We start from the raw sequence: 14377 nt of genomic DNA on the forward strand, positions 1-14377 counted from the left end.
CATGCGTCGCCGTCGTAGCCGCAGCCTTTGTCAACCAGTGCAGTACCCACCGGCGCCCGGTTTGTCACCTCTGCAAGGAGATGTCACCCAGCGTTTCGGGAACTTCGACGCGCAGTAACGGTACGCCTGGCAGGCCAAACGCGTACACTACAGCCCTTTCACGCCGAGCGCTAAATCCGCTCGGGGACCGGATTCCCCGCATCGCTGATCGCCCGCCGCACCGGAACCCGGACGAGCAGGGCGAAGCCGATCACGAAGAACGCCACCAGCGACACGATCGCGTCCCGGTAGCTCCCGGTCAGCTGGTAGGTGATCCCGAACAGCAGCGGCCCCAGCCAGCTCATGCCGCGGTCGCTCATCTCGTACGCCGAGAAGTACTCGGCCTCCTTGCCCGGCGGCACGAGGTGCGAGAACAGCGACCGGGACAGTGCCTGGCTGCCGCCGAGGACCAGCCCGATGCCGGCGGCCAGCACGAAGAACCACACGGGGGCGCCGACGGGCAGGAAGTACCCCGCGCCCAGAGTGGCCGTCCAGGCGACGAGGGAGCCGAGGATCGTCCGCTTCGTCCCGTAGGCGCGGGCCAGCCGCCCCATGCCCAGCGCCCCCGCCACCGCGAGCACCTGGACCATCAGCACCGCGGTGATGAGCGTCGACTGGCTCAGGCCCAGCTCTTTCGAGCCGTACACCGACGCCTGCGAGATCACCGTCTGGATGCCGTCGTTGTAGATCAGGTAGGCGATCAGGAAGGCCAGGGTGAAGGGTTTGCCCTTCATGTCCCGGACCGTGGCCGCCAGTTGGCGCCAGCCGTGCACCGGCGCGGCCGCGGGCCCGGCCCGGCGGTCGCGCAGCCGCTTCAGCGGGACCAGGGTGAAGGCGCCCCACCACACCCCCGCCGAGGCCAGGCAGATCCGCACCGCCATGGACTCGGAGACGCCGAAGGAGTCGTGTGCGGTGAACAGCACCAGGTTCGCGAGCAGCACCAGGGAGCCGGCCGCGTAGCCGAGGGCCCACCCCCGGGACGAGACCGCGTCGCGTTCCTCGGGCTCCGCGATCTGCGGCAGGTAGGAGTTGTACAGGACCATCGAGACGGCCAGCGACGCGTTCGCGAGGACGAGCAGGACGCCGCCCAGCAGGTACCGGTCGCCGTCCAGGAGGAACAGCCCCGCGGTGGCCGCGGCGCCCGTGTAGGCGGCCGCCGCGAGCAGCGGCTTCTTGCGCCCCGTGCGGTCGGCCGCCGCGCCCGCGAACGGCATGACCACGATGGCGAGCACCACGGAGGCCGACACGCAGTAGGCGAAGAACGACCCCGCCCGGACCGGAACGCCCAGGGGGTGCACGAACCCTTCCGGGTCCGCCGCCGACTCGGCGACCGCCGTCAGGTAGGGGCCGAGGAACACGGTGAGCACGCTCGTCGAATAGACGGAGCACGCCCAGTCGTAGACGTACCAGCCCCGCTGCTCACGGCGCCGTCCGGCGACCGCGCCGGCCGCCGGTTCCCGCACGGTGTCGGTGCCCACCCGTGCCCTCGCTTCCCCGCTGCTGGTGCCGCGCCGGCCCCCGGGGACCAGGTTGCCGCGGGCCCTCAGGCCCAGACGCCCCGCTCCTCCATGACCTGGCGCAACGTGTCGATGTGGTCGGTCATGATGCCATCGACGCCGAGGTCCAGCAGCCGGTGCATCAGCGCGGGCTCGTTCACCGTCCAGACGTGCACCTGCAGCCCGCGCGCGTGCGCGGCGCGCAGGAACCGTGCGTCCACCACCGGCACGCCCGACCGGGAGACCGGGACCTGCGCGGCGACCGCGGACCGGCGGAGCGCGGCCGGCAGCCCCCAGGACCGCAGGCGAAGCCCCAGCACCCCGCGCGTGCCGTACGAGGTCGCCAGGCGGGGCCCGGCCAGCCGCTGGGCCCGGACCACGCGCCCCTCGGAGAACGAGCCGACGCACACCCGGTCCCAGGCGCCGGCCCGCTCGATCAGCTCCAGCAGCGGAAGCAGCGCGGCCTCCGCCTTCACGTCGACGTTCCAGCGCACCCCGGGGAAGGTCTCCAGCAGTTCCTCGAACAGCGGCACCGGCTCGCGGCCCGCCACCCGCGCCTGCCGTACCTCCGCCCACGGCAGGTCCGCGATGCGCCCCGCGCCGTCGGTCACCCGGTCCAGCGTGGCGTCGTGCAGGGCGGCCAGTCTGCCGTCCGCCGTGGCGTGGACGTCCGTCTCCAGGTAGCGGTAGCCGAGCTCCACCGCCCGCCGGAACTGCGCCACGGTGTTCTCCAGGCCGTCGGCGGCCCCGCCGCGGTGCGCGAAGGGGAGGGGGCCCGGGTGGTCGAGATACGGGTGGCGTACGAGGGGGCTCACGGACGCAGTATCGCCCGTTCGGGTGCCACCGGGGCAACGGCCGTGCTGCCGCCGGACGGCGCGGGGACGGCGGGCGCGGGGACGGCGAACACGCGCAGGAAGAGCTGGGCCAGCGGGCCGATGGCCACGGCGTACAGGAGCGTCCCCACGCCGATCGTGCCGCCGAGGACGAAGCCGGTGACGACGACCGCGACCTCGACGCCCGTCCGCATCAGGCGGATCGAGCGGCCCGTGCGCCGGTGCAGTCCGGTCATCAGCCCGTCGCGGGGACCGGGCCCGAGGCGGGCGGCGATGTAGAGACCGGTGGCCACGCCGTTGAGCAGGACGCCCGCCAGCAGCAGGGGAACCCGCAGGGCCAGGGCGTGCGCGTCCGGCACCAGGGCGAGCGTGCCGTCCATGGCGAGACCGACGACGAAGACGTTGGGGACCGTGCCGAGGCCCGGGCGCTGGCGCAGCGGGATCCACAGCAGCAGCACCGCCGCGCCGACGGCGATCGACACCACGCCGATCGTCAGGCCGGTCAGCTCGGCCAGTCCCTGGTGCAGCACGTTCCACGGCTCCAGGCCGAGGCCCGCCTCGACGAGCAGCGCGGAACTCGCGCCGTACAGCACGAGCCCGGCGTAGAGCTGGACCAGACGTCTTGCGAAGCGTTCCCGTGCGGACATGACATCCCCCTGGGTGGTGTGAGTGGCCTGACGCATGACACTCTGTGGCGTGGAAAGACACGCCATCCATGGCCAATTCCGGGAAGGTGGACTGGTAGTCATGGCCCAGTGGACCTCGGCGGTGGGCGCCGCGCAGCTCGCCCGGCTGCTGAACTCCCAGCAGGACCGGCCGGCGGGTCCCCGCACGCGCCGCCCGCCCGCCTACCGCGCGCTCGCCGACGGCATCCGGCTGCTGGTCCTGGAGGGCCGCGTGCCGGTGGCCGCCCGGCTGCCCGCCGAGCGGGAACTGGCCCTGGCCCTGTCCGTCAGCCGGACCACGGTCGCCGCCGCCTACGAGGCGCTGCGCACCGAGGGCTTCCTGGAGTCACGCCGCGGTGCGGGCAGCTGGACCGCCGTGCCGGCGGGCAACCCGATCCCGACGCGCGGTCTGGAGCCGCTGCCGCCCGAGTCGCTCGGCTCGATGATCGACCTGGGCTGCGCCGCGCTGCCGGCGCCCGAGCCCTGGCTCACCCGGGCGGTGCAGGGCGCGCTGGAGGAACTGCCGCCCTACGCCCACACGCACGGCGACTACCCGGCCGGGCTGCCGGCGCTGCGCTCGATGATCGCCGAGCGGTACACCGCGCGCGGCATCCCGACGATGCCCGAGCAGATCATGGTGACGACGGGCGCCATGGGCGCCATGGACGCCATCTGCCACCTGTTCGGGGGCCGTGGCGAACGCATCGCCGTCGAGTCGCCGAGCTACGCGAACATCCTGCAGCTGATGCGGGAGGCGGGTGCCCGCCTGGTCCCCGTCGCGATGGCCGAGGGACTCGCCGGCTGGGACCTGGACCGCTGGCGCCAGGTGCTGCGGGAGGCCGCGCCGCGCATCGCCTACGTCGTCGCCGACTTCCACAACCCGACCGGTGCCCTCGCCGACGAGGACCAGCGGCGGCGGCTGGTGGAGGCGGCCCGCTCGGCGGGGACGGTGCTCGTCGTCGACGAGACGATGAGCGCGCTGCACCTCGATCCCGGTCTGGAGATGCCCCGGCCGGTGTGCGGCTTCGATCCGGCCGGGTCGACGGTGATCACGGTGGGCTCGGCCAGCAAGGCCTTCTGGGCCGGGATGCGCATCGGCTGGGTCCGGGCGGCTCCCGACGTGATCCGCAGCCTGGTCGCCGCGCGCGCCTACGCCGACCTGGGCACGCCGGTGCTGGAACAGCTGGCGGTGAACTGGCTCTTCAGCACCGGTGGTTGGGAACAGGCCGTGGAGGTGCGGCGCGGGCAGGCCCGGGAGAACCGGGACGCGCTGGTCGCGGCGGTGCGGCGGAAGCTGCCCGGCTGGGAGTTCGAGGTGCCGCAGGGCGGGCTCACGCTGTGGGTGCGCACCGGGGGGCTGTCGGGGTCCCGGCTCGCCGAGGCGGGGGAGCGGGTGGGCGTACGCGTCCCGTCGGGTCCGCGCTTCGGGGTCGACGGCGCGTTCGAGGGGTACGTGCGGCTGCCGTTCACCGTCGGGGGAGCGGTGGCCGAGGAGGCCGCGGCGCGGCTGGCGGCGGCGGCGCGGCTGGTGGAGTCGGGCGGGAGCACGGGAGGCGAGGCACCGCGGACGTTCGTGGCGTGACGCCCGTACCCGTGGGCGCCGGCGGCGGCCACGGGCGCGCACAGAGGTAGCTGCCGTGCGGGCCGGGCAGCGGTGGACGGCTGCCGTGCGGTGCGGTGCGGACGCGGTCCCGGGCGTTCCGGCCCGGCCCGGCACGGCTCCCGGGCCTTTGCCAGGACCTGTGACCAGCCCGCTCAGGACGGTTCGGACACGGCCGCCTCCGGTGCCGCCGCCTTGGTCAGCCCGGGCTCCGGCACGGGATCCGGGACCGTCTCCCCGTCCGCCGGTGTGGTCTTCGGCGGCAGCAGGTCGAGCACCGCCTGACGGTGCGCGTCGCGCGCGTCGTCGTCGTACGGGTCGGGCGTCGCCGGGACCTGGAGCCGGTGGACGGCGCCCGTGCCCAGCCGCGCGTACCCGCGCCCGGCCGGCACCGCCGGGAGCGGCGTGGTGTGCGGCGGCGCCCCGAGGACCGCCTTGAGCTGCTCGGCCGTCGCGGGGCCGAGGACGGCCCGGGCGCGCGTGTACTGCCGCACGGCGTCGCTGAGGGCGTCGGCGCTGTCGAACTGGTCGGCCACGACGACGGTCACGTTCACCGCGCGGCCGTGCCGCAGCGGCACCTGGAGCAGGGCCTGCGGGTCCTTGCGGCCGTCCGCGGCGGCCAGGTGCGTGAACGCGGTCGGCCGGTCGAGCAGGAGCCACAGGGGCCGCTTGGTGTCGTCCGGCGGCGGATGGCCCGCCTGCCGGGCGCGGTTGACGGCGATCAGCCGGCGTTCGGTCTCGGTGGCCGCCCACTCCAGGCTCGCCAGCACCCCGGTCAGCCCGCACTCGACCGCCAGGACGCCGTCCCGGCCCGTCAGGCACGCGTACTCGCCGGTGCCGCCGCCGTCGACGATCACCACGTCGCCGTGCTGGAGGACCTGGAGCGCGATGGAGCGCAGGAGGGTGGAGGTGCCGCTGCCCGGCTGGCCCACGGCCAGCAGGTGCGGCTCGGTCGACCGCGGGCCGGTGCGCCAGACCACCGGCGGCGCGTCCCGGTGCTCCTCGCCGTGGGTGAGCGGGAGCGTCCGCTGGACCTCCGAGGGGTCGGTGAAGCCGAGGACCGTCTCGCCCGGAGCGGTGACGAAGCGCTGGGCGGCGATGTCGGTGGGCAGCGGGGCCAGCGCGGTGACGGTGAGCTGATTGCCCTCCTCGTCCCAGTCGAAGAGGTACTCGCGCCCCCGGCCGGCCTTGGCGGCGAGCAGGTGCTCGATGCGGGCGCGGGCCTCGGGCTCGCCGTCGGTGAAGTAGGCCGGGTAGCGGATCAGCAGATGGCGGACGCGCCCCGAGTCGTCGAACTCGTAGGACGTCAGGGCCTGCGCCCAGTCGCCGCCGTGCGCGTACAGCGGGGCGGGGTCGCCGGCGGCCGAGAAGTACGGGACCAGGGCGTCGTACAGCGACTGCAGGCGCTGGACGCGCGCCTCGTCGGCCGCCCCGGGCGCCGACGGGGAGCGGTCCCGGCCCTGCCAGGCCGCCACCGCCATCAGCGCGACGGCGGCCAGCAGGGGGCCGTAGGGCACCAGTGCCACCAGCAGCACCAGCGAGGCCACCAGGAACAGCAGCGGCCCGCGCCGGTCCTTCGGGGTGTCCACCCACCTGCGCCGCCCGGCCGAGGCCAGGCGGCGCAGCCCGCGGGTGATCGTGATCAGCGGATGGAGAACGTCCGTGGCGTTGTCGGCCGCCGTCCGGGCCAGCTCCCGGCTCCGCGTGAGCTGCGCGGAGCCTGTGCTCAGGATGCGGGGGAGGGGGCGCCGGGCCACTGCTGCCTCCTGGAGGTCCGTACGGGATGGGGTGCCCCCGGGGACGGCGTGCCGGGGTCCTCGAGGGAGGGCGGCGTCAGAACTTCATGCCGCCGAGGAGACTCGCCAGGCTCTCGCCGCCGGCCTTGATGCTCGGGGCGAGCGCCGTGCTCGCGAGATAGAAGCCGAACAGGGCCGAGATACAGGCGTGCGATGCCTTCAGTCCGTCCTTCCGGAAGAACACGAAGACGATGATGCCGAGCAGGACGACGCCTGAGATGGAGAGGATCATTGCGATCTCCTGGTGTCGAGGGGGACCAGTCACCCTGAGTCCTTCCAGGTTCACAGCTTGTATCCATATGACAAAAGGTGCAACTGAGTGAATTGAGATCGATTTCGGTCCACTGGTGCAGCCCGCTGGGCCGACAGGGCGGCGCGGGTGCGTGCGGCCGCGTCCGTGGCGATCCTGGACCGCCGGCACGGCGGGCCGTGCGCCGCCCCGGCCAGTACGCTGGCGATTCACCCGTACGGCCGCACCGCTCGCCGCCGTACCCTTGCCCCCCGCAGTCCCCTTCGTTCGCAGTGAGAGGTGGTCCGGCCGATGAGTGAAGCCCCCGACCCCGAGGTCGTGGAGCTGGCGACCAAGATCTTCGACCTGGCCCGGCGGGGCCGGACCGAGGAGCTCGTGGCATACGTCGACGCCGGCGTTCCGGCCAACCTCACCAACGACCGCGGCGACTCCCTGGTGATGCTCGCCGCCTACCACGGGCACGCCGACGCGGTGCGCGCGCTGCTCGCCCGCGGCGCCGACGCCGACCGCGTCAACGACCGGGGCCAGACCCCCCTCGCGGGGGCGGTCTTCAAGGGCGAGCGGGAGGTGATCGAAGCCCTGCTGGCGGGCGGCGCGAACCCGGAGGCGGGGACGCCCTCGGCCGTCGACACGGCCCGGATGTTCGCCCGGGCCGAACTGCTGGAGCTGTTCGGCGAGGCCTGATCCCGGGGCCGACGGACGCGCCGGCCGGGCGGCGGGCGGCCGACGGGCGGCCGGGGCGGGGCCGCCGGAAATTTCGGTCGCGGCGCCGCAGACGCCGGGTCATCATGACGTCGTGCTTCACGGACGCGACGGCTGGGCAGGTGTTGCCGCACCGCGCGGGCCGTGACCGGTCCGCACGGGCCACCGACGAGAGGCAGAGGAAGATGGTTCACAACAGGCGGAAGACGGCGGGTGCCCCGACGTGTCGTTACGCGGCCAGGTAGTGCGAGTCCCGGTTGCGTCGACGCTTGATGTGAGGCTGTATCCCATGTTCGATCCGGTCATAGCGCCCAGCGGCACGCTGCTCGGCCTGCTCCAGCGGGGCCGCGGCGACGGTACGCTCCACGCGCTCACCGCTCCGCGTGCCGAGGCGCTCGCGGCACTGGACCACTGCGTCCTGCGCGATCCCCGCCACGACTGGCAGGTGGAGAACCGCTCCCTGTACTACGCCCGGCTCTTCCTCGACCTCGGCGGCGGCCTGGAGGCGATCGAGGCCCACCTCTTCGATCCCGAGGACTTCCTCGACCCCGACGAGTCACGCACCGGCCTCGCCCTCGCGGTCCTCGGGCACCTCGCCTCCTACGGCAGGCGGGACGCGCTCGCACTGCTGCGCCGGTACGCCGCCTCCGGCACCAACTGGGCCTGGGCCCTCGACGAACTGGCGCTCCGGGACGACGACGCGGGCCTGCGCTCCCTCGCCGTGCCCGTCCTGGCCCGCTTCCCCGCCGACGCGGAGGGGGAGGCGGAACTGGCCGCCGCCGTCCGCGACGCCTTCGAGCCCCGGCCCTGGCGGCTGTGGGCCGAGGACCCGCGCCCGGCGGTCGCCGCACGCGTCCGCACCGCTCAGGAGGCCGGCTGCTTCGACCGCTGGCAGCGGCAGATGCGGCCCTCCGGACCCCGGCCGGGCTGGAGCGTGCAGGCCGTGTTCGAGTGGGCCCAGCAGGGCTTCGAGCGCGGCGCCGCCCTCCACGTCCCGGCCGCCCGCTGTCTCACCGCCGTCGCGGGCCCCGAGGACCGGCCGGAGATCCTCCAAGCCGCCCGGGAGGGCACCGACGGAGCCCGCTGCACCGCCCTGCGCTACCTCGCCGACGGCAACGACACCGACGCCCTCGACCTGATCGAGGCAGCGGCCGGGGACGGCTCGGCCGTGGTCGCGGAGGCCGCCGTCGACGCCTTCGAACGCATGCGCAGCTTCGCCGCGGTCGACCGGGCGCGCCGCTGGGCCCGCCGGCCCGACGCGCTCGGCACCGCCGCCGGACGGGTGCTCGCCTGCCGCGGCGGGACGAAGGACCGGGACCTGGTCCTCGCCGCGCTCCGCGAGGCCGTACGCGGCGAGGGCCCCGACGCGGAGACCCTGTGGACCCTCGTCGACGGCGCCGGACGCCTCGGCATCACCTGCGCCGCCCCCGTCCTGAGGCACGTCTACCGGGAGACCGCCTCCTCCCATCTGCGCGGCCGCGCCGCCCGCGCCCTGGCCGCCACCGACCCCTCCTTCGCCACCGGGTTCGCCGTCGAATGCCTGTGGGACTGCGAGGAGACCACCCGGGAACTGGCCGCCCGGCACGCCGAGACGGGCGACACCCGCGTCGTCGAGCGGCTGCGCCGGCTCGCCGCCGACCCGGCCGAGGAGGCCGAGGTCCAGACCGCCGTCCGCAGCCGCATCGGTCCCGACCTGCCGGCCGTGTGACGTCCGGTCGGCCGGCGCCCCGAGCGCCGGCGCCCCGAGCGCCGGCGCCCCGAGCGCCGGCGCCCCGAGCGCCGGCGGCCGGGAGTCGCCGGTGCGGCGGAGGCCGCCCGTGTGCCCGGCCGCAGCATGGTCCCGCCGGGGTCTGCGGCCGGACGCCCGGGCCAGGCCGCCCGTGTCGCCGTGCCCGCACAGGGAACAGGCCCGTACCGGGACGCGCGCCCCGGTACGGGAGGTGACCGTGCCGGACGGGCCAGTCAGGCCACGCGGTACTGCTCGTCGCGGGCGTCGGTCAGGAACATGTGGCCGGGCGCGTGGGTGATCGCGAACGGCGGCCGGGAGGCCATGACCGCCGCCTGCGGGGTCACCCCGCAGGCCCAGAACACCGGGATGTCGTCGGGCTCGGCGTCCACCGCGTCGCCGAAGTCCGGCCGGCCGAGGTCCGCGATGCCCAGCCCCGAGGGGTCGCCGCAGTGGACGGGGCTGCCGTGCACGGCCGGGAGCAGACCGCTCTCCCGGATCGCGGCCGCCAGATGCCGCGGCGGCACCGGGCGCATGGACACCACCAGGGGACCGCGCAGCCGCCCGGCCGGCCGGCACGGGCGGTTGGTGACGTACATGGGCACGTTGCGGCCCTGCTCGATGTGGCGCACCGGCACGCCCGCCCCGGTCAGCGCCCACTCGAAGGTGAAGCTGCAGCCGATCAGGAACGCCACCAGGTCCTCGCGCCAGTGGGCGCGCACGTCGGTCGGCTCCTCCACCAGCTCGCCGTCCCGCCACACCCGGTAGCGCGGCAGGTCGGTGCGCAGGTCCGCGCCGTCGGCGAGGACGGTGGTCCACGATCCGGCGTCCGTCACGTCGAGGACCGGGCAGGGCTTGGGGTTGCGCTGGCAGAACAGCAGCATGTCGTACGCCCAGTCCGCCGGGACCGCGATCAGGTTGGCCTGGGTGTGGCCGGCGGCGACCCCGGCCGTCGGCCCGGCCAGCCCGTCCCGGAAGCGGGCCCGGGCCCCGCGCGGGCTCCACGCCCGCGCGTGCTCGTCGGCGAGGACCACGGGGCGGTCCTCCGCCGCGGCCGTGAGGCGCTCGTCCGCCGGTGCCGCGCTCCCCTTCCCGGCCGCGGCCGGGGTGCGTTCGTCGGTGCGGTTCACACCAGCTCCCTTCCGCGCGTCTCCGGCAGCCCCAGCAGCGCGAGCGCCGCCAGACCGTAGCCGACCGCGCCGAACACCAGGGCGCCGCCGACGCCCCAGCCGTCCGCCAGGAAGCCGACCAGGGTCGGGAAGACGGCGCCCACCGCGCGTCCGGTGTTGTACGTGAAGCCCTGGCCGGTGCCGCGGACCGCGGTCGGGTACAGCTCGCTCAGGTAGGACCCGAAACCGCTGAAGATCGCCGACATGCAGAACCCGAGCGGGAAACCGAGCACCAGGAGCAGGGTGTCGGCGCCGTCCGGGATGTCGGCGTACGCCAGGATGCAGATCGCCGACAGCAGCGCGAAGAGCCAGATGTTGCGCCGCCGGCCCAGCCGGTCGGTGAGGTGGCCGCCCGTCAGGTAGCCGATGAACGCCCCGGAGATCAGGAACGCCAGGTACGAGCCGGTCCCGACCACCGACAGGCCCCGCTCCGTCTTCAGGTACGTGGGCACCCAGGTCGCCAGCGTGTAGTAGCCGCCCTGCACGCCCGTGGACAGCAGCCCCGCGAAGACCGTGGTGCGCAGCAGCCCCGGCTCCCCGCCGGTGCCCGGCTTGAAGATGGCGGCGAACGAGCCCCTGCCCGCGCTCCGTTCACGGGCCGCGGCCGCCTCCGGCGCGTCGTGCACCCGGCGCCGCATCCAGACCATCAGCAGCGCGGGCAGCGCGCCGGTCCAGAACATCACCCGCCAGGCCAGGTCGTCGCCGACGAAGGAGAAGACCAGCGTGTACACGATCGCGGCCAGCGCCCAGCCGACCGCCCACGAGCTCTGGACGGCCCCGAGCGTGCGGCCCCGGTGCCGGGCGCCCGCGTACTCCGCGACGAGGATCGCGCCGACCGCCCACTCGCCGCCGAACCCGAGGCCCTGCAGGGCGCGGAAGACGAGCAGCGTCTCGTAGGTGGGGGCGAAGCCGCAGGCCACCGTGAACACCGCGTAGGTGAGGACGGTGATCATCAGGGCCCTGACGCGGCCGACGCGGTCCGCGACCACCCCGGCCACGGCCCCGCCGACGGCGGAGACGGCCAGGGTGACGGTGGTGAACAGGCCCGTCTGGCCGCTGTCCAGGCCGAAGTACGCCGCCAGCGCGACCATGCTCAGCGGCAGGGTGAAGTAGTCGTAGGAGTCCAGGGCGTAGCCGCCGAAGGCGCCCGCGAAGGCGCGCCGGCCGCGCGGGTCCAGGGCCCGCAGCCAGCCCAACGGGCCGTCGTGGCCGGGGCGCCGGTCCGCGGCGGACGGGGGGTCGGAGGTCGGGGCGTGGGACGGAGGGGGCGTGCTCATGGGCACCTCGCAGATGAGGGACGGAGCGTGCTCGAGGACTGGTCCGTGCCGTGCGGAGCCACGGCGCCGCGGTGCGCGGAGCGGATGGCGCCGTGCGTTGCAAGGTAGGGGATCGTTGAACGATCCTTCAATACCCCCGTTGTCTCGTCCTCGTGTCTGCGATTGAATTCCGGGCATGGCAGAGCAGCTGACAGGACTGGCCGGCGACCGGGCCCTGCTGGGCCGCACCAGCACCGCCGAGCGCGTGTCGGACATCCTCAGGAGCCGCATCGCCGAGGGCTACTTCCCGCCCGGCACACGGCTGTCCGAGGACAGCATCGGCGGGGCGCTCGGCGTCTCCCGCAACACGCTGCGCGAGGCGTTCCGGCTGCTCACACACGAGAGGCTGCTCGTCCACGAGTTGAACCGCGGCGTGTTCGTGCGGGTCCTGACCGTGGAGGACGTCGAGGACATCTACCGCACCCGCCGCCTCGTCGAGTGCGCCGTCGTCCGGGGGCTGGGCGAACCGCCGTACCGGCTGGGCCCACTCGCCGAAGCCGTCGCCGAGGGCCGGCGGGCGGCGGGCGAAGGTGACTGGAAAACGCTGGGCACGGCCAATATCCACTTCCACCGCGAGCTCGTGGCGCTCGCGGGCAGCGACCGCACCGACGAACTGATGCGCAGCGTCTTCGCCGAACTGCGCCTGGCCTTCCACGTCGTGGACGACCCGCGGCGGCTGCACGAGCCGTACCTCGCCCGCAACCGCCGGATCCTTCAGGCCCTCCAGGCCGGCGACCGGCGCCAGGCCGAGGACCTGCTCTCCGTCTACCTCGACGACTCGCTCGAAGGGATCGTGGAGGTCTACCGGCGGCGGGTGGGGGAGGACGGGTGACGCCGTAGGGCGGCGGCACGGTGAGGGCGGGCGCGGTCCGGTCCACCGCACCGGCAGGCCGGAATGCGGAGGGGCGGGTGCCGTCCGTCTCCTGACGGCGGGACGGGGAGCCGCACCGCGTCCCCGGGCGCCGGACCGAGGGCGGTTCCTCACGCCGCGCCGGTGGCCCGGCGCGGCCGGTACTCACCCGCCGGCAATGGACCGGGTCGGCCCTCGGGAAGGGCCCGCACCGCCTCCCGGCGGCCGTCGTGACAACGGCGGCGCCAGGGGGCGTCTGTGCCGTTTGGGCCGATGTCACACCGAGGACCTAGTCTGTGCACCGTGACTTCGCCTGCACCGACGGAGAGTGTTCCGTCCCAGCTCAGCGCGGGGCCGCGCCCTGCCCCGGGCCCGGCCGCCGACGAGGGACTGGCGCGGCGCCTGCGCGCGCTGGCGTGCACCGCGCCGCTGCACGACCTCGACGTCCGCAAGGCCAACCTGGCGGGCGAGTACTCGGTGTACGGCATGGCGGAGGTCGCGCTGGCCGCCATCGACCTCGTCACGCTCACCATGGACTTCGACACCGGCGCCGACCACGACCAGGTGGTGGCCCGGCTGGTCCCGCGCGTCGCCGCCCAGGCGCCGCACCGGCCCGCCGCCGAGCACGAGCGCGTGGCCCGCTGGGTGCTGGAGAACCTGATCAACGTCGGCAGCGTCGACCGGGGCTTCCGCGCCGTGTACGGCACGTTCGCCCCCGACGGCACGTACGTCCGCCGCGACTACGACTTCAAGCTGATCGAGGAGGTCCCCGGCCCCGGCGGCGGCGTCTACCTGCGCACCACCGACGAGGCCGTCAACGTCCTCGTGGGCGCCCTGGACACCGACGTCACCAGCGCGCAGATCGCGGCCGAGGTCAAGCTCGAGATCCTCATCAGCCGCGGCCGCCTCGCCGACGCGCAGCTCGCCGCCGAACAGGCCCGCTACCGCACCGTGCAGTACGCCGAGACCCTGCGCAGGGCCCTGGAGGCGACCCGGCGCAACGTCCGGGCGGTGGACTGGCTCAACGCCGTGCCGGACATGATCGCTGAGGCGCTGGACCACGTCGCCGACCGCTACCGCCACGAGAACGCGATCCTCACCAACATCCGCAAGGCGCGCGACGAGTCCGAGGACCCCGGGCACAAGCGCCGGGCCGCCGAACTGGTCGACATCGTCAAGGACTGCATCCGGCGCCACACCCAGCTGCAGTCCCGGCTGCTGGAGGCGGGCCCCCTCTTCCGCGCCGAGCAGGACCGGCAGGCCTTCGCCACGCCCACGGGCACGTCGGGCACGGACCTGTACGGCCACCTCCTCGCCCCGGCCCTGCCGCTGCCCCTGGAGCAGGCGATCGGGGTCACCGACGCGTTCTTCGCGCACGGGACGGGGCTGCGCACACCGGTGTCCGTCCGGGTCGGCGACCTCGTGGACATCCTGCTGACGCCGCCCGTGGAACGGGAGCACCTCGGCGCGGAGATGCCCGAGCCGGACCTGATCGCCACCCCGGACGACAGCCGTTTCAGCGAGGAACAACTGGCGGCCGCGACGGAGCTGCTCGACCTGCCGGCGGACGCGCCCCGGCGGCTGTCGGGACTGCTCGCCGAGGCCCGGCGCAAGGACCCCGACCTGCCATACCTCGTGGCCCTGCTGGCCGTCCACGCGGCCAGCCCGCCGGTGGGCACCGCCTACCGTCAGGGCGAGGAGAAGCTCCTGTTCGCCGTGGACGACGGCACCGAGCTGGACGACCCCGAGTTCGGCGGGGCCGACCTGATCGTGGGCACGGCACTGCTGGACGCGGCGGGCATGGCCGCCGACAGAACGGAAGCGGCGTGACGGTCCGCTCCCCGCGGTCCGCCGGATGCGGGCCCGAGGCGGCCCGCCCCGCCCCCGTGGCTCCACCGCCGCCGCCCCACGCCCCCCACCGAACCGCCCCGACCC

The 14377-nt window shown here is 74.7% G+C and carries 12 protein-coding genes; 5 read left to right on the forward strand and 7 right to left on the reverse strand.

Annotated features, from left to right (window positions below):
* Positions 1–170 precede the first annotated feature (170 nt).
* The 3 genes from ABZ920_RS07675 to ABZ920_RS07685 form a co-directional block, all read right to left on the reverse strand.
* Positions 171–1517, reverse strand: a complete 1347-nt coding sequence (locus tag ABZ920_RS07675) for an MFS transporter (RefSeq protein ID WP_361499845.1) — start codon at positions 1515–1517, stop codon at positions 171–173.
* 65 nt (positions 1518–1582) lie between these two features.
* Positions 1583–2350, reverse strand: coding sequence for a glycerophosphodiester phosphodiesterase (locus ABZ920_RS07680; RefSeq protein WP_361499846.1), 768 nt, complete (start codon positions 2348–2350; stop codon positions 1583–1585).
* The gene (locus tag ABZ920_RS07685) at positions 2347–3015 is read right to left on the reverse strand and encodes a hypothetical protein (RefSeq protein ID WP_361499848.1); all 669 of its coding nucleotides are present in this window, start codon (positions 3013–3015) and stop codon (positions 2347–2349) included. Before ABZ920_RS07685 ends, ABZ920_RS07680 begins: the two co-directional genes overlap by 4 nt.
* Positions 3016–3115: 100 nt before the next feature.
* On the opposite strand from ABZ920_RS07685, the gene ABZ920_RS07690 reads away from it, so the two are divergent.
* Positions 3116–4615: a PLP-dependent aminotransferase family protein gene (locus ABZ920_RS07690; RefSeq protein WP_361499850.1), complete on the forward strand. Its 1500-nt coding sequence runs from the start codon at positions 3116–3118 to the stop codon at positions 4613–4615.
* Between the two features lie 173 nt (positions 4616–4788).
* Here the strand turns inward: ABZ920_RS07690 and ABZ920_RS07695 are convergent, their stop codons facing one another.
* The gene (locus tag ABZ920_RS07695) at positions 4789–6390 is read right to left on the reverse strand and encodes a hypothetical protein (protein ID WP_361499852.1); all 1602 of its coding nucleotides are present in this window, start codon (positions 6388–6390) and stop codon (positions 4789–4791) included.
* Positions 6391–6466: 76 nt separating this feature from the next.
* Positions 6467–6661, reverse strand: coding sequence for a hypothetical protein (locus ABZ920_RS07700; RefSeq protein ID WP_361499854.1), 195 nt, complete (start codon positions 6659–6661; stop codon positions 6467–6469).
* A 309-nt stretch (positions 6662–6970) separates the two neighbouring features.
* On the opposite strand from ABZ920_RS07700, the gene ABZ920_RS07705 reads away from it, so the two are divergent.
* Both ABZ920_RS07705 and ABZ920_RS07710 read left to right on the forward strand, forming a co-directional pair.
* The gene (locus ABZ920_RS07705) at positions 6971–7363 is read left to right on the forward strand and encodes an ankyrin repeat domain-containing protein (protein WP_361499856.1); all 393 of its coding nucleotides are present in this window, start codon (positions 6971–6973) and stop codon (positions 7361–7363) included.
* A 307-nt stretch (positions 7364–7670) separates the two neighbouring features.
* Positions 7671–9089 (forward strand): HEAT repeat domain-containing protein, encoded by a 1419-nt coding sequence (locus ABZ920_RS07710; protein WP_361499858.1) that lies wholly within the window; start codon positions 7671–7673, stop codon positions 9087–9089.
* Between the two features lie 254 nt (positions 9090–9343).
* Here ABZ920_RS07710 and ABZ920_RS07715 read toward each other — a convergent pair whose 3' ends face one another.
* Together ABZ920_RS07715 and ABZ920_RS07720 are read right to left on the reverse strand one after the other, a co-directional pair.
* Complete coding sequence (locus ABZ920_RS07715) at positions 9344–10141, reverse strand: putative hydro-lyase (protein WP_361499924.1); 798 nt, start codon at positions 10139–10141, stop codon at positions 9344–9346.
* Positions 10142–10233: 92 nt separating this feature from the next.
* Positions 10234–11553 (reverse strand): MFS transporter, encoded by a 1320-nt coding sequence (locus tag ABZ920_RS07720; protein ID WP_361499860.1) that lies wholly within the window; start codon positions 11551–11553, stop codon positions 10234–10236.
* A 175-nt stretch (positions 11554–11728) separates the two neighbouring features.
* Here ABZ920_RS07720 and ABZ920_RS07725 point away from each other — a divergent pair, with 175 nt between their 5' ends.
* Together ABZ920_RS07725 and ABZ920_RS07730 are read left to right on the forward strand one after the other, a co-directional pair.
* Entirely contained in the window at positions 11729–12424 is a 696-nt protein-coding gene (locus ABZ920_RS07725) for a GntR family transcriptional regulator (protein ID WP_361499862.1), read from the forward strand.
* A gap of 321 nt (positions 12425–12745) precedes the next feature.
* Complete coding sequence (locus ABZ920_RS07730; RefSeq protein ID WP_361499864.1) at positions 12746–14272, forward strand: hypothetical protein; 1527 nt, start codon at positions 12746–12748, stop codon at positions 14270–14272.
* Positions 14273–14377: the final 105 nt, after the last annotated feature.

The organism is Streptomyces sp. NPDC046831, from assembly GCF_040645305.1.
Taxonomy (GTDB): Bacteria; Actinomycetota; Actinomycetes; order Streptomycetales; family Streptomycetaceae; genus Streptomyces.